The sequence below is a fragment of the Bradyrhizobium sp. BWA-3-5 genome (assembly GCF_032917985.1).
In the GTDB taxonomy this organism is placed as follows: domain Bacteria; phylum Pseudomonadota; class Alphaproteobacteria; order Rhizobiales; family Xanthobacteraceae; genus Bradyrhizobium.
Window position 1 is genome coordinate 3,933,173 of the sequence record NZ_CP136626.1, and the last position, 18,174, is coordinate 3,951,346.

The window sequence follows — 18,174 nt, forward strand, 5'->3', positions numbered from 1 at the left end:
ACGAATTGACTTGGCTCAATCCTCGACAATGCCCGCCCGGATTGCAAACCGCACCAACTCGGAAAGGTTACCGGCCTGCATCTTGGTCATCACGTTTGCACGATAGACCTCCACAGTGCGCGGACTGATATCGTATTCGCGAGCGATGGCCTTGTTCGATTGCCCGGTCACCAGCCCCTGCATGACCTGGCGTTCACGCTGGGTAAGGCTGGCGACGCGCGCGGCCATATCGGCCAGCAAGGCTTCGCTTTTCGACCCGCTTTCACTCTCCGCCAGCGCTGTTTCCACCATGTTGATTAGCCGGTCGTCCTCGAATGGTTTTTCGAGAAAGTCGAGCGCACCCAGCTTCATCGCCTCGACGGCGAGGGGGACGTCGCCATGACCGGTCATCACGATGACAGGAAGCTTGCGTGGGCCTGAGCTCAGCCGGCGCAGCAGTTCCATGCCGTCGATACCCGGCATGCGCACGTCCGTCACTACGCAGCCGGCTTCCAGACCGGCTACCTCGTCCAGGAAAGTCTGCGCCGAATCGAACAAACGAACGTTGAAGCCCGCGGAGCCGAGCAGGAAATCCAGCGAGTCTCGCATCGCCGGATCGTCGTCGATGACATAGACCTTAGCGCTCGGCATCGGTCATATCCTTGCCGTGCGCGGCAGGCAGCGTGAAATGAAAAGTCGCGCCGCCGGATCTATTTGTTTCCGCCCACATCCGGCCGCCATGGGTTTCGATGATGGTGCGGCTGATGGAAAGGCCGACGCCCATGCCGGTCTCCTTGGTCGTGAAAAACGGTTGGAACAGGTGCGCCAGCGCATCGCCCGCGAAGCCGGACCCGGTGTCAGAAACGGAGACTTCGATCATATCGTCTGCGGCCCTGGTGTTGGAGGCGATCAGTTCACGGTGCGTCGAGGATGCCATCGCTTCCAGCGCATTGCGGAACAGGTTGACGAGAACCTGCTGAATCTGAACCCTGTCGGCCAGCACGAGGTCGCAGCTCGGGTCGAGATTGAAGCGCAGGAACACGCCCTGTTCGCGGGCGCCGGTGAGCCCCAGCGCGCCGGCCTCTTCGATCATCTTCGAAAGGCTTTCGACGCGCTGCTCGGAGGCGTCGCGGGCGACGAAGTCGCGCAGTCGCCTGATGATGTCGCCGGCGCGAATCGCCTGCTCCGCGGCGCGATCGAGCGCTGCTCCGATCTTGGCGGCGTTGGCGTCCGTACTGCCGGCCAGCAGGCGCCGCGAACCTTTCATGTAATTGCTGATCGCCGACAGCGGCTGGTTGAGTTCGTGGGCGAGCGCGGATGCCATTTCCCCCATCGCGCTGAGACGGGATACGTGGACCAGTTCGGATTGCAGTTCCTGCAGGCGGGCCTGGGTCTGTTGCTGTTCGGTGAGATCACGAACGAATCCCGTAAAAAACGGCTTGCCGCCCGAATGCATTTCGCCGATCGTGAGATGCATCGGGAACGTGGTACCGTCCTTGCGCATGCCGGTGACGATACGTCCGATGCCGATGATACGCCGCTCGCCAGTCTTGAGGTATCGCGCGATATAGGCGTCATGACGGCTGCGATCGGGCTCCGGCATCAGCACACTGATGTTCTTTCCGATCGCCTCCGATTCGTTGTAGCCGAATTGACGGGCAGCAGCGATCGAGAAGAACTGCATGATCCCATGGGCGTCGATCACGATCATCGCATCGGGAATCGTATCCAGAATCGAGCGAAAGTGCCGCTCGCGGGTCGTGACCACCTCCTCGAGGCGCTTCTCGCGGTTGATGTCGAGCATGATGCCGCTCAGCCGGGCAGGAGTGCCGTCAGCCCCATTGATGGTCGTGCCCAGTGCGCGAACCCAACGACCGTCTCCGGAATTTCGGTTGACCCGGTACTGGATGTCGAAATTGCAGCCGGTGTCGATCGATTGTTGCACGGCTTGCGCGGTGCGATCGCGATCCTGCGCATCGAGCAGGGAGAGAAACAGCTCGTAATTGACCGGCGTATCCGGCCGGAGGCCAAACAGCTCGCGGGTGGCCGCGGACCAGCTCAGTTTCCGGGTCGACAATTCAAGGTCCCAGGCTCCCACGCCGGAGCCCTCGGCACCGCTCCGCGCGTGCTGGTCGAGTAACCCCTTATCATGGAAGAGTCGGTCGGCGTCGATCATGCTTCGCTTCTAGGCTGCGCTTACCTACCAGATAGCGCATTCGCTCGGACGTGTGAAATGGCCGAGAACCAAAATCGCGAAATGCGCATATCCATTTGATAACGCACGACGTTTTCAATGGCTGCCGATGCCGAAATCGGCCGCGCCGGATATGCAGATGTTCGAAAAGAGCCGACAAAGATTCTTGATCTAGGTCAGCTTCAAACCGCGCCTGCCATCTAGGATGAATCGCGTGGGCACAGCCCATGCGGCATTTCACCCTCGAGTGGAGCAGTCAATGGACTACAAGACCGTCATGGTCGGCTTGGCGCTGGACCGGCCGAACGATGCCTGCCTCAGGGTGGCCGGCGATATTGCCGAGCGGTTCGGCGCCCGAATCATCGGGGTCGCCGCCTCGGACTTGAGGCCACCAATGTATTTCGCCGATGGCGACTTTGCGCAAAAGCTGCTCGACCAGGAGACCATCGCCATCGAGACGCGCCTGTCGGAGCTTGAATCGGAGTTTCGCGCGGCCACTGAGAAGCGCGCGAGCGAGGTGGAATGGCGGACGGCTCGCGCTTTGCCGGTCCCATACATGCTGCAGCAGGCAAGGGCCGCCGATCTTATCGTGGTCGGCGCCCGTTCCGAGACCCTGGTCGATCCCTGCGCGGCCCCTGATCCCGGTGATCTGTTGATGCAGGCGGGGAGGCCGCTTTTGGTGGTGCCACCCACGACCGAATGGCTCGATCTGAGAAGCGTTCTGATCGCGTGGAAGGATGTGCGGGAGGCGCGCCGGGCCGTGTTCGATGCGCTGCCGCTTCTTGCCGCGGCAAAGGAAGTCACGGTGACGGAGGTTCCCGAGCAGGATGGCCGCCGTGCGAACGCGCTGTCGCATGTCGCCGACGTCGCAACATGGTTGCGCGGCCACGGCATCGCGGCGAACACCGTCGTTCCCGAAAAAGACGGCGATGTGAGCGGGCAGATCGAGAAGATCGCATCCAATATCGGAGCCGGCGCGGTGATCGCGGGCGCCTACGGTCACTCGCGATTCCGGGAATGGGTGCTCAGCGGGGTCACGCGCCACCTGGCAACTGAATCGCGACGTTGCGCGTTTCTGTCTCGTTGAGCATCCAAGATGACGAGGGCCCGCCGTGCATAAATTTCTCGAAGCGACCGCAGGGCAGTACATGACGCGCGAGGTGAAAACCGTTGCCCGCGACACGACCATGCGCGAGTTGCACAGGATGTTCGAGGCTGATGATTTCAACTGCTATCCCGTGCGGGAAGGCGATGACGTCGTCGGCGTCGTGAGCAACTTCGATTTCCTCAAATGTTTTGCCTTCAATCCCGGCCGGATGGTGCCGGCCTACGACGACCTGTTGTCGCGAATGGTGGTTGATGTGATGACGCCGGAGTTCATCTATGTCGACCCGGCCACGAAATTGACCCGCGTTCTCCAGCTGATGGTGGATCACCGGATGAAGAGCCTGCCGGTGTTGGATGCCGAACAGCGGCTAGTGGGCATCATATCTCGCGGCGACATCATGCGCGCGCTGACCGAGAGCGCGCGCAGATAGCGCGCAGCGGGCCTAGCCCGCCTTCGCCATTTCGATGTCCTCGGGCGATTTCAAAAACATCCCGGACATGGTGTCGACCCAGCACAGGTGATCGTGAACCTTGTTCACACCGGCGACGTTCTGCGCGGCCACGATTGTTGCCTGCCGCGAGCGTTCGTCGGTGATTACACCACTGAGATGGACGATACCGTCCCGGACAATGACGCTAAGCCCGAACGGGCTCCAATCGTTCTTGTCGATCGCGGCGACGACGCGGCTGCGAATATGGTCGTCGTCGGCCGTCGGGTCCGGGATTTCGCGCGCCAGGCTTGCGACCGCGTGCATCAGGTTGGCACGGGACACAAGGCCGACGAGTTGCTCGCCGCGCATCACCGGTAGGCGCTTCACGCCGTTGGTGTCCATCGCATCAACGATCTCTTCGAGGGTCGCGTCTTCGGTGACGGTAATCGGATCGCAGGTCATGACGTCGCAGACCCTGCGGCCGTGCTCGTGAACGTAATCGACGGCGGAGTCGCCAAGCAGGACCTTGAGCCAGCGGCCGCGTTTGCGCTGGGTGGCGATTTCCCTGCGGCGGATGAAATCGCCCTCGGAGACGATTCCAACGAGCTTGCCGGCGCTATCGAGAACGGGAAGCCCGCTGACATGATGCTGCAGCATGGTATTGGCGGCCTCGAGAATGGTGGCGTCGGGTGCGATCGTGATGACGGAGCGGGTCATGATCTGGTGGGCGCGCATGTGATGGTCTCCTGTTCCATGCCATCCAGAGATGGCTGAGCGCCGCGGCTCGCGCAGCGCGGTTGATGCAGCCATGCTAGAAAAAGCCAGCTTGGGTGCGATTGATGCGGATCAAACGCGATCGGCTCGCTCCGGATAGGCTGCGCACGCTTGCGTGAGGGGATCGGACGAAATGCACGCCATGGTCCTGACGGCGCCCGGATTGCCGCTGCGCCTTGAATCCCGGGAGGACCCGCTGCCTGGTCCGGGGGACGTGTGTGTCGAGGTCGCAGCCTGCGGTGTGTGCCGGACCGATCTGCATGTCCTCGATGGTGAATTGCCCGGCATCGCCTATCCCATTGTTCCCGGCCATGAGGTAGTCGGACGGGTGAGGGCCCTCGGCCCCGGCGTAACGTCGCTCGCAATCGGTGAGAGGGTCGGCGTTCCCTGGCTCGGCTACACCTGCGGCGAATGCCCGTATTGCCGCAATAGCCGGGAAAACCTCTGCGACCGGCCGCGCTTCACGGGTTACACACGTGACGGCGGATTTGCCACGCATATCGTCGCAGACGCCCGCTACTGCTTTCCGCTTGGCGAAGCCGGCGACGACGTCGCCATCGCGCCCTTGCTCTGCGCCGGGCTGATCGGCTGGCGCTCGCTTGTCATGGCGGGCGAAGGAAAACGGCTCGGCATCTTCGGATTCGGTGCGGCCGGCCACATCATCGCGCAGGTCGCGCGCTGGCAGGGCCGTTCGGTATACGCGTTCACCCGTGCGGGCGACCTCAAGGCACAAGGTCTTGCGAAATCGCTGGGCGCGGAATGGGCGGGCTCGTCCGAGGATCCGCCTCCGGCACCGCTCGATGCCGCGATCATTTTTGCGCCGGTCGGCGCGCTGGTGCCGCTGGCCTTACGCGCCGTGTGCAAAGGCGGGCGCGTGGTCTGCGCCGGCATTCACATGTCGGACATTCCCTCGTTCCCTTACCATCTTCTCTGGCAAGAACGCCGACTGCTATCGGTTGCCAACCTCACGCGTAGCGACGGGATCGAATTTTTTGAGGTCGCCGCGCAAGCGGACATCAGGACGCACACCAGCGTATTCCCGTTGCGCGAAGCCAACGAAGTCCTTGCAAAATTGCGCACCGGAGAGATCACTGGTGCGGCGGTGCTGCAGCCGTGACCCAACGATCGCCTACCGGCATTGCCATCTCCGACGCTGACCTGCAGCGGCAGGTGCTGGACTTCCTCGACAATTCGCGCTTCGGGCCGGCGAAGGGCGGCAAGCGGATCGATACGCACGCCTCCATGGTCTTCCTCGGCGCCGAACGAGCATTGAAGATCAAGCGCGCCGTGCGCTTGCCATTCCTCGACTATTCGACGCTGGAGAAGCGCAAGCGGGCCTGCGAGGAAGAGCTGAAAGTCAACGCCGGCAACGCCCCCGAACTCTACCGCCGGGTCGTCGCCATTACGCGCGAGCCCGACGGCGCCTTCGAAATCGACGGGTTCGGCCCGCCTGTCGAATGGGCGGTCGAAATGACGCGGTTCGACGAGACGCTCGACGAGGTTGCCTCGTCGAAGACGATCGAGCGGTCCCTTGCAACGGCCCTTGCCGATGCGATCCTGCGCTCGCACGCCAATGCACCGCGCGGGGACGGTGAAAGCTGGCTGGCGTCAATCCTGCCCATCATCGAACGCAATACCGCCAAGTTTCGCGCCGTACGCGGGCTCGACAAAGGCGCCGTCGATCAACTCGATGCCGCGAGCCGCGATTGGGTGACGAGGTTGCAACCGCTGCTCAGGCAGCGTGCCGGGCAAGGCTTCGTGCGCCGTTGCCATGGTGACCTGCATATCGCCAATGTTGCTTTGGTGGATGGCCGGCCGCTATTGTTCGACGCCATCGAATTCGATCCCGTGATCGCCACTACGGATGTCCTTTACGATCTTGCGTTCACGTTGATGGATCTGGTTCACTTCGGGCAGGCCGCGGCGGCAAATGCCGTATTCAACCGCTACCTTGCGGGGGTGGGTGAAGAGGATCTCGACGGCTTGCGCCTGCTGCCGTTGTTCCTGTCGATCCGGGCAGCCATTCGGGCGCATGTGCTGTTCGTCAAGAGCGAAAGCGCGGCAGATCGCGAAGACGCCTGGCAGCAAGCAAAACGCTACTTTGATCTGGCAGGACGCCTCGTCAGGCCCAGGCCGCCACTGCTGGTCGCGATCGGCGGGTTGTCGGGTACCGGGAAATCGGTGCTGGCGCGGGAACTTGCGGGCCTTGTCGAGCCACCGCCCGGGGCGCTCATTGTCCGCTCGGACGTCGTTCGCAAGCATCTCTTCGGAATGAATGAAACGACCGCCCTGCCAGAATCCGCCTATCGGCCCGATACTTCGAAGCGGGTATATGATGAACTCTTGAGCATGGCGCGGCGCGTCCTGGCTCTGGGCTGCTCGATCGTGGTTGACGCCGTCTATATGGAGCAGGCCGAGCGGACGGAAATCGCCGATCTGGCCGCCGAGCAGGGGGTAGGCTTTCGCGGCCTGTTTTTGACGGCCGATCTTGCGACGCGGCTGGCACGCATCGAAGGTCGCAGGGACGATGCGTCCGACGCGACACGAAATGTCGTCCTGAAACAGGAAGCCGCAGCCATCGGTGCGGTGAACTGGCATATGATCGACGCCTCGGGAACGCCGGAACAGACGCTGGCGGGGGCCCAGGTTTTCCTGCCCGGTGAGTGCTAAAGATGCGAGCCGATCCGGCCAAAACGCCGCGCCGCCGCGAGGCCGCCAAGGCCGAGGATCTCGACTGTGCAACGGCATTTCAGGCAATGGCGCTGGGCTGCGTCGCGGCCATCGAGGCGCACCACGGCAGCGCATGCGCGGGGGATGCCGAGGCCGTGCACCAGATCCGGATCGCGATCACGCGACTGCGTGCCGCCGTCGCATTCTTCGCGCCGTTCGTGGTCGATGCGGAATGGCTGCGCCTCAAGAAGGAAATCGCCTGGCTGAATGGGCCGCTCGGCGCCGCCCGCGACAGCGATGTCGTCGTGGAATATTCGCGGCGCAAGCGATACCGCGCCTGGGCGCAGCACATGATCGGCCAACGACTCGCGCAGCGGCAAATGCGCGATCACCGCCGTCTGGTGCGCTGCCTGCGCTCGGGCCGGACGCAGCGCCTGGTAGCAGCGATGGACGGCTGGATCAGGCGGGGAGCCTGGCTGGAACGCTACACGCAGCGCAAGAACAGGCAAACCCTGCGAGGCTATTGTACGAGCGAGCTGGACTGCTGGCACAAGCGGTTGATCCGCAAGGGACGGCACTTGAAGACTTTGGGAGCCTCGCCCCGCCATCGGCTGCGGATCAAGGCCAAGCGCTTGCGCTATATGCTGGAAGCGCTGAGGGAAACGGATGCGCTCCGGGGGCGGGACAAACTGCAGCAACTTCACCGGCCGGCAAAACAGCTGCAGCGCACCTTGGGTGACCTCCGCGATCTCAAACGATTTGCCGACCATGCCGACAAATCGCTGTCCGGAAGCGGCAAAGCTGCCCGGAAGCATCCCCCGGGTTATCGTCATCGGACAGAAAAGCTGCTTAACGCGGCCATCGCAGCCTACCGCGACCTCAAGGACGCCAGAGCCGCCTCGCCATTCGCGTAGGCCCATGTCCCGGGATTGATGTGCGTCAAACACGGCTGGCCGCCAACCATTATCGTGTCGCAACCAGCCAGCGAAGGAGACGCAATTCCTGGCAAAACGTGGGAGAATGGCGATGTTCAGAAACATTCTGGTTCATATTCCCTCCGAGCGCCCGGTCCGGCCGGTGATCGATGTCGCTGTCGCGCTGACCATCGCGCGCCGCTCGCATCTCGATGCGATATCCATCGGCTATGAATCGATGACCGCCGCCGGGATGATCGTGGATGGTGGCGGCGCCGCCGTTGCCGCCGTGATGGGTGCCGAACAGGAACGCGCTCAGGAGAGGGCGGACGCCGCCATCGCGGTGTTCGAGACCGAAGCCAGGCTGGCGAAGATCGCCTATGGCACCCGGACGCTGGTGGCGATCCCTGCCGAAGCCGGACAGACCATCAATGCGCTGGCGCGGCTTTACGACATGACGATCGTGCTGCAGCCGGAATCCTCCAGACCCAGCTATGACAATGAAATTCCGCAGCAGATCCTGTTCAACTCCGGGGGGCCGATGCTGATGGTTCCTTACATCCATAAGGGGCCGCTCGATGCCCACCATGTCGGCATCGCCTGGGATGGCAGCCGCCTCGCCGCTCGGGCTGTTCGGGATGCCATGCCGTTCCTGATGGGAGCGAAGGTCGTCACAGTGATTGCAATCAATGAACAGGCGGGGGAAGCCTCGTCGGATCAGATCGTCGCACATCTTGGCCGACGCGGTGTCGCCGCCAGGACGCAACAATTGATCACGGACCATAGCGACGTTCAGGGTGCCATCCTGTCGATCGCGGCCGAGAACAACATAGGCCTGCTGGTGATGGGTGGATACGGTCATTCGCGGCTGCAGGAACGAATTCTGGGTGGCGTCACCCGTAGCATGTTCGACTGCATGACCGTGCCGGTGCTGATGTCGCATTGATCAGGGAAGCGGGGACGTGACCTTTCGCCCCGCTGGATTTGTCCGGCGCCGCCTTGGTCTTGGCTGATGTCGCAATGACGCCAGTTTGATGCACCTCAATGTCTGGACCGACACCGGTCAATATCGTTTCGGCGGAACTCAGAAATCGGAGATTGTCATGTCAGAGCTGTCTGCGCGGGCCGCTTCCAGTTCCTTTCCGGAAACCGCAAATGCGGAAGCCGAAGCCACCAAGCTGAACCAGGGCGCGCTCGAATTCATGCTCGGCGCGCAGAGGATGATGTTCGAGGAGATGATATTCTTCGGCGACCAGATGCTGGAGCGAACGCGGACCGAAATGCATCTGTTCACGGAATTCCTCGCCAAGATGGCGGCAGCGCATTCCGTAAGAGACATCAAGACGATGTGCCAGGAATGCGGCCAGCATCAGCTCGATTTCTGCCGCCGCGACTCCGAACGGCTGTTCAAGCATGGCGAGCGGATGATCGCGGCCACGTCGAACCTGATCAATGGCCGGTCCCTGAACTAGCATGCACGGGAAATCGCACCCGTCGATGGCGGAAGCTGTCGTTTTGCCGCTTCGCCGGCGTCTATCTGAAGGCGAAGGCGGCAAATCGACTGGTCCGGCCGAGCCGCAGCCGTCAACGCCGACCGAAGGGGCGGACGGAATCGATAGGTATCAGGCCGATCGCGCCGTGCACGCGATGCTGGCCCGCCTCAGCGCCGGCATTTCGCCGGCCGCGCTGTTGCTGGCCTACTCCGACTGGCTATTGCATCTGGCGTCGTCGCCGCAGCGGCAAATGGAGATCGGACACGAGGCCTTGATCGAAACCAAGCGCTTCCTCGACGCCACGCAGCGGTTCTTCTTGCCGGGGCAGGGGCCGTGGTCATTGATCAGGCCGCAGCCGCAGGACAAGCGCTTCGGGCGGTCGGAATGGGAGCAGCCGCCGTTCAATCTGATGGCGCAGGCGTTTCTGCTCGGCGAGCAATGGTGGCACAATGCGACCACCGGCGTGCGTGGCGTCTCGAAGCAGAACGAGGCGATCGTCGAGTTCTCAGTCCGGCAGATGCTGGACGTGATGTCGCCTTCCAATTTCGCCGCGACCAATCCGGAAGTGCTGCGGCGAGCGTTCGAGAGCGGCGGCAATAATTTCGCGCTCGGCTGGCGTAATTTCTGCGACGACTGGGTCCGCCTGGCGTCGGCGGAGCTCGGTCCCGTCACGACGGGCAATTTCGTCGTCGGCGAGACCGTCGCCACCGCCTGCGGCAAGGTCGTGTTCCGCAACGAGCTGATCGAGCTGATCCAGTATTGTCCGACCACCGAGAAGGTGCACCCGGAGCCGGTCCTGATCGTGCCGGCATGGATCATGAAATACTACATTCTCGATCTGTCGCCGCAGAACTCGCTGGTGAAATATCTCACGGGTGAGGGCTTCACCGTCTTCATGATCTCCTGGCGCAATCCCGATGCCGCCGACCGCGAGATCGCGTTTGATGATTACCGGAAGCTCGGCGTCGAAGCCGCGCTCGATACGATCGGCAATATCGTTCCGGACCGGCAGGTGCACGCGCTGGGTTATTGCCTCGGCGGTACGCTGCTGTCGATCGCGGCCGCCACCATGGCGCGCGATGGCGACAATCGGCTGAAATCGATCAGCCTGCTTGCCGCACAAACCGATTTCACTGAAGCGGGCGAATTGACCCTGTTCATCAACGAAAGTCAGGTCGCCTTTCTGGAAGACATGATGTGGGAACGCGGCGTGCTCGATACCACGCAGATGGCAGGCGCATTCCAGCTGTTGCGCTCCAACGACCTGATCTGGTCGCGGCTTACCCGCGACTATCTGATGGGCGAGCGGGCACCGCCAAGCGATCTGATGGCGTGGAATGCGGATGCGACCCGGCTGCCGTACCGGATGCATTCGGAATATTTGCGCGAGCTGTTCCTCAACAACGACCTCGCAGGGGGACGATACGTTGTGGACGGCAAGCCAATCTCGCTGTCGGATATTCACACGCCGATGTTCGTGGTCGGCACCGTCCGCGACCACGTTGCGCCGTGGAAGTCCGTCTACAAGATTCATTACCAGGTCGATGCCGATGTGACGTTTCTGCTGACCAGTGGCGGCCATAATGCCGGAATTGTCGCGCCCCCGGGCGAGGTGGGGCACACCTACCGCGTCAAGACCAAGACGGCAGACGCCACCTATGTCGGTCCTGACGAATGGTTGAATACCGTACCGCAGGTCGAGGGATCGTGGTGGCCCGAATGGACGAAGTGGCTTTCTGCACGATCCGGTGAACCGTCGGGGCCGCCCCGCATGGGCGTCGAAGCGCCACAATACTTGCCCGACGCGCCCGGCGACTACCTTCGCCATTAGTTCCGCCCGCCGGCCATACACGATTCACGCAGCGACCGTTCCGGGTTAACCTGTCGCGCCGGGGTTGCATTGCGTTGAACATCTGCGTCAAGTCACAGAACGTCCGCAACCGCCTGATATCAGAGAACGATGTCCACCTATCGCCTGAACAAGCTGCTTTCGCCGCATTCCGTCGCGCTGGTCGGGGCCAGTCCTCGCCATGGCTCGGTCGGCCGCGCCATCCTCAACAATATTCGCAAGGCCCAGTTCAAGGGCGAGTTCGGCCTCGTCAACCCGCGCTATCACGAGATCGACGGCGTCGCGGCCGTCCGCAGCATTGCCAAGCTGGCGTTTGCGCCGGAACTTGTTGTGCTCACGGCACCGGCCCGAACCATCCCTGACCTGATCGATGAAGCGGGGCGGCGCGGGACGGCAGGAGCGGTGATTGTCAGCGCGGGGCTCGGCCACGGACCGGGCTCGCTAGCCGAGGCTGCGGAGCGGGCGGCGCATAAATACGGCATGCGGCTGATCGGCCCGAATTGCCTCGGCATCATGATGCCGGGCGTCAGCCTTAATGCGAGCTTTTCCGCCCATATGCCGGCGGCCGGACATCTGGCGCTGATCTCGCAGTCGGGTGCCATCGCCGCCGGAATGGTGGATTGGGCAGCCCAGCGGGCCGTCGGGTTTTCCGGCATCGTGTCGATCGGTGACCAGCTCGATGTCGATATCGCCGATCTGCTTGATTATTTCGCGCTGGATGAAAAGACCCACGCCATCCTGCTCTACATCGAGGCGATCAAGGACGCCCGCAAGTTCATGTCGGCGGCACGCGCCGCCGCCAGGATCAAGCCCGTCGTGGTGGTCAAGTCCGGCCGCGTGGCGCAGGGCGCGCGGGCGGCTGCAACCCATACTGGCGCGCTGGCTGGCGCCGATGCGGTTTACGACGCGGCGTTTCAACGCGCCGGCATCCTGCGCGTGCCGGACCTGCGCGAATTGTTCGACTGCGCCGAGACGCTCGGGCGGCTCAAATCGCCACCTGGAAAGCGGCTCGCGATCCTGACCAATGGCGGCGGGATTGGCGTGCTGGCCGTCGATCGCCTGGTCGAGCTCGGCGGCATTCCCGCCGCGATCTCGCCGGCGGTCCGCGAGAGGCTCGATGCCGCATTGCCGCCGACATGGTCGAAATCGAATCCAATCGATATCGTTGGCGATGCCGATGCGGCGCGCTATGCCGCAGCGCTCGAAGCGCTGCTGGCCGATCCCGAAAACGACGCCGTGCTGGTGATGAACGTGCAGACGGCCATCGCCCGCGCCGACGAGATCGCCGTGGCTGTGAAGCAAGTGGTCCAGCAATACCGCGCTGGACGCCGCACGTCGCCAAAACCGGTTCTCGCGGTCTGGGTCGGCGCCGAGCCTTCGATCGGCGATCTCTTGAGCGGCGCGGGCATTCCGAACTACCCGACCGAAGACGACGCAGTACGCGGCTTTATGCATCTGGTGCGGCATCGCGAGCTGGTGGAAGCGCTGGCGCAGGTTCCGCCCGCCATGCCGAGTGAGTTTGCGCCCGACATCGATGCCGCGCGGCAGGTCGTTGCTGATGCGCTTGCCGATGGCCGCGCCTGGCTCGATCCGATCGAGATCAAACGGCTGTTCGACGCCTACGACATCGCGGTCGTGCCGACCTTCGCCGCGGCCGATGCCGACGAGGCGGCCGCGCATGCGAACGCGATATTCGCGCAAGGCTCGACCGTCGTGCTCAAGATCATGTCGCGCGACATCACACACAAATCCGACGTCGGTGGTGTGGTGCTGAACCTCACCAGCGCTGACGCCGTGCGCAAGGCGACCGCCGAGATTCTCGCGCGCGCCCGGTCATTGCGGCCGGAGGCGCGGATTTCGGGCGTGATGGTGCAGGCGATGGTGGTGCGGGCCAAGGCACGCGAGCTCATTCTCGGCCTTGCCGATGACCCGATTTTCGGAACCGTCATTGTATTCGGCCGCGGTGGGACGGCGGTCGAGATCATCAACGACAAGGCACTGGCATTGCCGCCGCTTGACCTACAACTGGCGCGCAGCCTTATCGAGCGCACCCGCGTGTCGCGGCTGCTGCGCGCTTATCGCGACGTGCCGGCGGTCAAGCAGGATGCGGTCGCGATGGTTCTGGTGAAGCTGGCGCAGATGGCGGCGGATATTCCCGAAATACGCGGGCTCGACATCAACCCGCTGCTCGCCGACGAGGCGGGCGTGCTCGCCGTCGATGCCCGGGTCGTGATCGGGCGGGTGGAGCGCAAATTCCGCGGTTCGGGCCCGGCGAATTTCGCCGTGCGGCCGTATCCCTCGCAATGGCAACGCCACATCGAGGTCAAGGATGGCTGGCGCGTGTTCGTCCGTCCGATCCGGCCCGAGGACGAGCCGCTAATCCACCAGATGTTAAAGCACGTCACGATGCACGACCTGCGGCTGCGGTTCTTTGCCCCGATGAAGGAATTTTCCCATGGGTTCATCGCCCGCCTGACCCAGCTCGACTATGCGCGGGCCATGGCTTTCGTCGCCTTCGACGAGGCGACCAATGATCTCGTCGGCGTGGTCCGGATCCATTCGGATTCGATTTACGAGAGCGGCGAGTATGCGATCCTGCTGCGGTCCGATCTCAAGGGCAGGGGGCTCGGCTGGGCGCTAATGCAGATGATCATCGAATATGCGAAGTCCGAGGGGCTGAAGGCCATTTCGGGCGACGTTCTGGTCGATAACACCGTGATGCTGTCGATGTGCCGGAGTCTCGGCTTCGAGGTGAAGTCGGACCCGCAAGAGCACGACATCTGCAACGTCAGGCTGACGCTTTAGCTATGGCTGAAGTGTTCCGCGCGGCCGTCGAGGTGGCCGTGGTGTTGACCGTCAGTGCGAAAACAGGATCGGAAGCGGCGGCTTTGACAGCAGGCTCTTGGTGGCGCCACCGAGGATGAACTCGCGCCACCGCGCATGGCCATAGGCGCCCATCACGAGGACATCGACCTTGTGCGAGACGGTGTAGGCTTCGAGCACCTCGCCGATCCGGCGGCCGGCAGCGTCGACCTTGTCGAGCACCACGTCGATGCCGTGGCGCGCGAGATTCCTGGCCAGCGTTTCCGCAGAATGCTTGCTGTCCAGCTTCTTCTCGTTGGCAACGGTGACGATCCGCACCTTCCTGGCCTTTTCCAGCAGCGGCATGCCGTCGGAAACCGCACGGGCCGCGGCGCGGCTGAAATCCCAAGCGACAGCGACGGTCCCCAATTCGAACGGACGTGCGCGCGGCGTTTCGGGCAGCACGAGGGTCGGCCGTCCCGATCCGAAGATCACCGCTTCCGCATACCATTGGTCGTAGCTCTCCGGCACCGGGACGATGGTGAGGTCGCGCAGCCTTGCGTGATCCACCAGCAGATCCGGCACGGCATAGGTCGGGCATTTTTCGAGATAGGTTTCATGCATGATGCCCGACTTCTCGGCGGTGGCATCGAAGGCGGCGAGCATGGCCCTGGCGTTGCTCCGGCTCTTTTCGGTTTCGCCGGCAATGATCCCGGGGATGTTGGCGGTGGCGCCGGAGAGGAAGTGTCCGGGCACTTCCACATGCACCTCGCAGGCCACGGCCGATAGGTGCGCCCCGAAAGTGGCCGCGATCGCAACGGCGTCCTCGGCGACCGAGGCAGGGGTGGGATCGGGATAACTCGTCAATGTCAGCAGAATGTCCTTGAACGCCATGGGGGCTCTCCTTCTTTCGAGCGGTAACCTAGAGCTCCGTAGGCTTCGGCGTTTGATCCATCGCAAGCGGCCGGGTTTGCCGGGCTGCGGCGTGCAGCCGCGGGTGCATTAACGGTTTGATCATCTCCAGCACGAGCAGTGCGATGCCGCCGGCGCCGAGCGTCAGGGCCAGATCGTCGGCGTGAAGCGGGCCGAAGGCGAAGAGATGGTTCGCGAACGGCCAGAGCAAGGTGAGGGCCAGGATGACCGCAACGACGATCAGAACCACGGCGAGGGTGCGGTTTGGCCGCCGCAGCGCCGTGAGCAGCGAGGCGCTGAAGGAGCGGTTGACCAGAATCAGGCTGACGATCACGACGACCAGCGAGAAGAACGCCAGCGCCCGCACTTCGGGGACCGGCATGCCCCATCGCAGCGCCATGATGAAAATGGCTGCGACCGCCGCAAACGCCAGCAGCCCCTGCAGCAGGCTCCAAAGCACCAGCGCACGCGAGAACAGCGGCTCATCGGGCGCACGCGGCGGACGCCGCATGACATCGTCTTCCTCGGTCTCGGCCTCGAACACCAGCGAGCAGACGGGATCGATGACCATTTCGAGAAAAGCGATGTGGATCGGCCCGAACAAGATGGGCAGTCCGAACACCAGCGGCAGCAGCGCCAATCCCGCTATCGGCACATGAACGGCAAAGATGAAGCTCATCGCCTTGCGCAAATTGTCGTAGATGCGCCGTCCGAGACGGATCGCCTTGACGATGGAGCCGAAATCATCGTCGAGCAGCACGATCGCGGAAGCCTCGCGCGCCACGTCCGTGCCTCGCCCGCCCATCGCGATACCGATATGGGCCGCTTTGAGCGAGGGGGCATCGTTGACGCCATCGCCGGTCATCGCGACGACCTCGCCATTGCCCTTGTAGGCGTTGACGATGCGCAGTTTCTGGTTCGGCGAGATGCGTGCGAACACACCTGCGGTTTCGACCCGGCCGGCCAACTCCGCTTCGCTCAGCTTCTCGAGCTGTTCGCCGGTCACGAGTTCGCCGCTCTCCAGCCCGGCCTGCTGTGCAATCGCGTTGGCGCTTGCCGGGTAATCGCCGGTGATCATGACGACCTTGATGCCGGCGGACCGGCATTCGCGAACCGCGTCAACGACGCTGGCGTGCAGCGGATCGGCAAGGCCGATGAGACCCAGGAATTCGAATTCGATCTCGCGCGGCGAGGCCGGCCAATGCGGTCCGGCGTAAGTGGCGCGTGCCACGCCGAGCACGCGCAGGCCGGCGGAAGCCATCGCGTCGATCGATTGCGTGAGGGCGGCGCGCTCCGCCGCCTTCAACCGGCAGAGGCCTGCGATCGCTTCGGGAGCGCCCTTGGTGGCGACGACGTATTCCGGCTGGTCGGCACCCGCTTGCCAGAGCTGGGTTACGGCGAGGAGGTCGGGCCGAAGGCCGTAGGCGTGCACCAGCTTCCAGTTTGGATGCCGATAGGATTGCTCGCTCAGCCGTTCACGTGCCAGCGCATGAAATGCCCGTTCCATCGGGTCGAACGGTTCGGGCGCGCTCGCCAGCAGGCCGAACTCACTCAAATCACGAAACCGCGCCGGCATTTCCGGTCGGTCGGACGGATGAAAGACGGTGCCGTCCTTCAGCCTGAGCTCGACAACGGTCATCCGGTTTTCGGTGAGCGTGCCGGTCTTGTCGGTGCACAGCACGGTCGCAGAGCCGAGCGTCTCGATGGCCGCCGCGCGCCGCGTCAGGACGCGCGCCAGCGAAATGCGCCAGGCGCCCATGGCCATGAAGACGGTAAGGACGACCGGAAACTCTTCCGGCAGCATCGACATGCCGAGCGCAATGCCGGCCAGCACGCCGTCCAGCCAGCCGCCGCGCATGAAGCCATAGAGCAGGACCGCGAGCAGGCTGACGCCGCCGCCGAGAACGGCAAACAGACGCACCACCCGCCGCGTCTGCGCCTGCAGCCGGGGCGGTTCGGTTTCGAGGCTCGCCAGCGACTGACCGATCTTGCCGATCTCGCTTTGCACGCCGATGGCGGTGACTTCCGCCAGCCCCGAGCCTCGCACCACCAGCGAGCCGGAGAAGACCTGCGGCAGGTCGTCGCCTCCCGGATGCAGTGGTCCGGATGTCGCACGGTCGTCCCAGGCGACCTTGCGCACCGGCACGGATTCGCCTGTCAGCATCGACTCGTCGGCCTGCAAATCGTCACAGCGCAAAAGAACGGCGTCGGCGGGCACCCGATCGCCCTCGGAGAGAACGATGAGGTCGCCGCGAACGACGTCCCGGCCGGCGATCCGCTTGCGTTCGCCATCCCGAATGACGAGTGCGCGAGGGCTCGTCAGGTCGCGCAGCGCTTCGAGCACCCGCTCGGTTCGCGTCTCCTGCACCACCGTGATCACGATCGACATGGTCGCGAAGGCGACCAGGATGATCGCCTCCTTCAGATCGCCAAGCGCCAGATAGACGATGCCGCCGACCAGCAGCAGCGCCAGCATCGGCTCGCGCAGCACCTCGATCGCGATCCGAAACGGCGTTCGCCGATCCGCTTGCGGGAGTTCGTTGTGCCCCTCGGCCCTTTGCCGGGCCGCCGCATCGGCTTCAGTAAGGCCGGAAAACGGGGTCATTACTCAAAGATACGAAACCGCCGTCACCCGATAGGTGTGCATCTTGCTGCCTTCGTTGAGCGAAACATACTCGCCGACGACAAAACGCTCGTCCGCGAAGTGATAGCCGACTTCGTCCGGCACGCTGATTTCGCGGTCGTCATAGTGGAAGGCCCAGCCGCCGCCGGGGCGGTGAAGAAGGTGCCCATGCTTGTCCTGCTCATCCGGCCGCTGGCGCACGACCCGGCACGCATCCCGATGTTCACGCCACAATCTTGCATCGATGCGATCTTCGGAATCGAGCGGCGCGACGATGATATAGGCCACATCGGCATCGCCCTCGGGATGGCTGGGCTCGCGGGCCAGCGCGAGGCGAAACTGCCTGAATTGCCGCGGCAGCGAGCTGTTCAGGATCGGCTGCGGCTGGGTCTTGGTTCTGGTCTTGGACATCTGATGTAGCTCCTT

General features: G+C 63.5%; 15 protein-coding genes. 9 read left to right on the forward strand and 6 right to left on the reverse strand.

The features are described from left to right. Positions 1–15: 15 nt before the first annotated feature. Together fixJ and fixL are read right to left on the reverse strand one after the other, a co-directional pair. Complete coding sequence (fixJ, locus tag RX331_RS19015) at positions 16–630, reverse strand: response regulator FixJ (protein WP_317257970.1); 615 nt, start codon at positions 628–630, stop codon at positions 16–18. After that, positions 617–2,155: a sensor protein FixL gene (gene fixL / locus RX331_RS19020; protein WP_317257971.1), complete on the reverse strand. Its 1,539-nt coding sequence runs from the start codon at positions 2,153–2,155 to the stop codon at positions 617–619. The genes fixJ and fixL overlap by 14 nt, the downstream gene beginning before the upstream one ends. A 277-nt stretch (positions 2,156–2,432) precedes the next feature. On the opposite strand from fixL, the gene RX331_RS19025 reads away from it, so the two are divergent. Beyond that, on the forward strand, positions 2,433–3,260 hold the full coding sequence (locus RX331_RS19025) for a universal stress protein (RefSeq protein ID WP_317257972.1): 828 nt from the start codon (positions 2,433–2,435) through the stop codon (positions 3,258–3,260). Between the two features lie 25 nt (positions 3,261–3,285). Further along, complete coding sequence (locus RX331_RS19030) at positions 3,286–3,711, forward strand: HPP family protein (protein WP_317257973.1); 426 nt, start codon at positions 3,286–3,288, stop codon at positions 3,709–3,711. A gap of 12 nt (positions 3,712–3,723) precedes the next feature. Here RX331_RS19030 and RX331_RS19035 read toward each other — a convergent pair whose 3' ends face one another. Continuing rightward, positions 3,724–4,446, reverse strand: coding sequence for a CBS domain-containing protein (locus tag RX331_RS19035; protein ID WP_317257974.1), 723 nt, complete (start codon positions 4,444–4,446; stop codon positions 3,724–3,726). Between the two features lie 172 nt (positions 4,447–4,618). Between RX331_RS19035 and RX331_RS19040 the strand changes: the two genes are divergently transcribed. From RX331_RS19040 to RX331_RS19070, 7 genes are all read left to right on the forward strand, one after another. Further along, positions 4,619–5,602 carry a zinc-dependent alcohol dehydrogenase family protein gene (locus RX331_RS19040; protein ID WP_317257975.1) on the forward strand — a complete coding sequence of 328 codons (984 nt, stop codon included), beginning with the start codon at positions 4,619–4,621 and terminating at the stop codon, positions 5,600–5,602. Then, entirely contained in the window at positions 5,599–7,155 is a 1,557-nt protein-coding gene (locus RX331_RS19045; protein ID WP_317257976.1) for an AAA family ATPase, read from the forward strand. Before RX331_RS19040 ends, RX331_RS19045 begins: the two co-directional genes overlap by 4 nt. 2 nt (positions 7,156–7,157) lie before the next feature. Beyond that, positions 7,158–8,069 (forward strand): CHAD domain-containing protein, encoded by a 912-nt coding sequence (locus RX331_RS19050; RefSeq protein ID WP_317257977.1) that lies wholly within the window; start codon positions 7,158–7,160, stop codon positions 8,067–8,069. A gap of 112 nt (positions 8,070–8,181) precedes the next feature. Further along, positions 8,182–9,015, forward strand: coding sequence for a universal stress protein (locus tag RX331_RS19055; RefSeq protein ID WP_317257978.1), 834 nt, complete (start codon positions 8,182–8,184; stop codon positions 9,013–9,015). 157 nt (positions 9,016–9,172) lie between these two features. After that, a complete protein-coding gene (locus RX331_RS19060) occupies positions 9,173–9,541 on the forward strand; it encodes a hypothetical protein (protein ID WP_317257979.1) in 369 nt (122 codons plus the stop codon). Between the two features lie 25 nt (positions 9,542–9,566). Then, entirely contained in the window at positions 9,567–11,393 is a 1,827-nt protein-coding gene (locus RX331_RS19065; RefSeq protein ID WP_317257980.1) for a PHA/PHB synthase family protein, read from the forward strand. 129 nt (positions 11,394–11,522) lie between these two features. Then, positions 11,523–14,216, forward strand: coding sequence for a bifunctional acetate--CoA ligase family protein/GNAT family N-acetyltransferase (locus RX331_RS19070; RefSeq protein ID WP_317257981.1), 2,694 nt, complete (start codon positions 11,523–11,525; stop codon positions 14,214–14,216). Positions 14,217–14,267: 51 nt separating this feature from the next. On the opposite strand, the gene RX331_RS19075 is transcribed toward RX331_RS19070, so the two are convergent. The 3 genes from RX331_RS19075 to RX331_RS19085 are packed head-to-tail and all read right to left on the reverse strand — an operon-like array spanning position 14,268 to position 18,159. Then, the gene (locus RX331_RS19075) at positions 14,268–15,107 is read right to left on the reverse strand and encodes a universal stress protein (protein ID WP_317257982.1); all 840 of its coding nucleotides are present in this window, start codon (positions 15,105–15,107) and stop codon (positions 14,268–14,270) included. A 28-nt stretch (positions 15,108–15,135) separates the two neighbouring features. After that, positions 15,136–17,730: a cation-translocating P-type ATPase gene (locus RX331_RS19080; RefSeq protein WP_317257983.1), complete on the reverse strand. Its 2,595-nt coding sequence runs from the start codon at positions 17,728–17,730 to the stop codon at positions 15,136–15,138. A gap of 3 nt (positions 17,731–17,733) precedes the next feature. After that, entirely contained in the window at positions 17,734–18,159 is a 426-nt protein-coding gene (locus tag RX331_RS19085; protein ID WP_317251476.1) for a hypothetical protein, read from the reverse strand. Positions 18,160–18,174: the final 15 nt, after the last annotated feature.

Coding starts and splice junctions, on each gene's coding strand:
- fixJ (WP_317257970.1), bottom strand. CDS start 630: ATGCCGAGCGCTAAGGTCTATGTCATCGACGACGATCCGGCGATGCGA.
- fixL (WP_317257971.1), bottom strand. CDS start 2,155: ATGATCGACGCCGACCGACTCTTCCATGATAAGGGGTTACTCGACCAG.
- RX331_RS19025 (WP_317257972.1), top strand. CDS start 2,433: ATGGACTACAAGACCGTCATGGTCGGCTTGGCGCTGGACCGGCCGAAC.
- RX331_RS19035 (WP_317257974.1), bottom strand. CDS start 4,446: ATGCGCGCCCACCAGATCATGACCCGCTCCGTCATCACGATCGCACCC.
- RX331_RS19040 (WP_317257975.1), top strand. CDS start 4,619: ATGCACGCCATGGTCCTGACGGCGCCCGGATTGCCGCTGCGCCTTGAA.
- RX331_RS19050 (WP_317257977.1), top strand. CDS start 7,158: ATGCGAGCCGATCCGGCCAAAACGCCGCGCCGCCGCGAGGCCGCCAAG.
- RX331_RS19055 (WP_317257978.1), top strand. CDS start 8,182: ATGTTCAGAAACATTCTGGTTCATATTCCCTCCGAGCGCCCGGTCCGG.
- RX331_RS19060 (WP_317257979.1), top strand. CDS start 9,173: ATGTCAGAGCTGTCTGCGCGGGCCGCTTCCAGTTCCTTTCCGGAAACC.
- RX331_RS19065 (WP_317257980.1), top strand. CDS start 9,567: ATGGCGGAAGCTGTCGTTTTGCCGCTTCGCCGGCGTCTATCTGAAGGC.
- RX331_RS19070 (WP_317257981.1), top strand. CDS start 11,523: ATGTCCACCTATCGCCTGAACAAGCTGCTTTCGCCGCATTCCGTCGCG.
- RX331_RS19075 (WP_317257982.1), bottom strand. CDS start 15,107: ATGGCGTTCAAGGACATTCTGCTGACATTGACGAGTTATCCCGATCCC.
- RX331_RS19080 (WP_317257983.1), bottom strand. CDS start 17,730: ATGACCCCGTTTTCCGGCCTTACTGAAGCCGATGCGGCGGCCCGGCAA.
- RX331_RS19085 (WP_317251476.1), bottom strand. CDS start 18,159: ATGTCCAAGACCAGAACCAAGACCCAGCCGCAGCCGATCCTGAACAGC.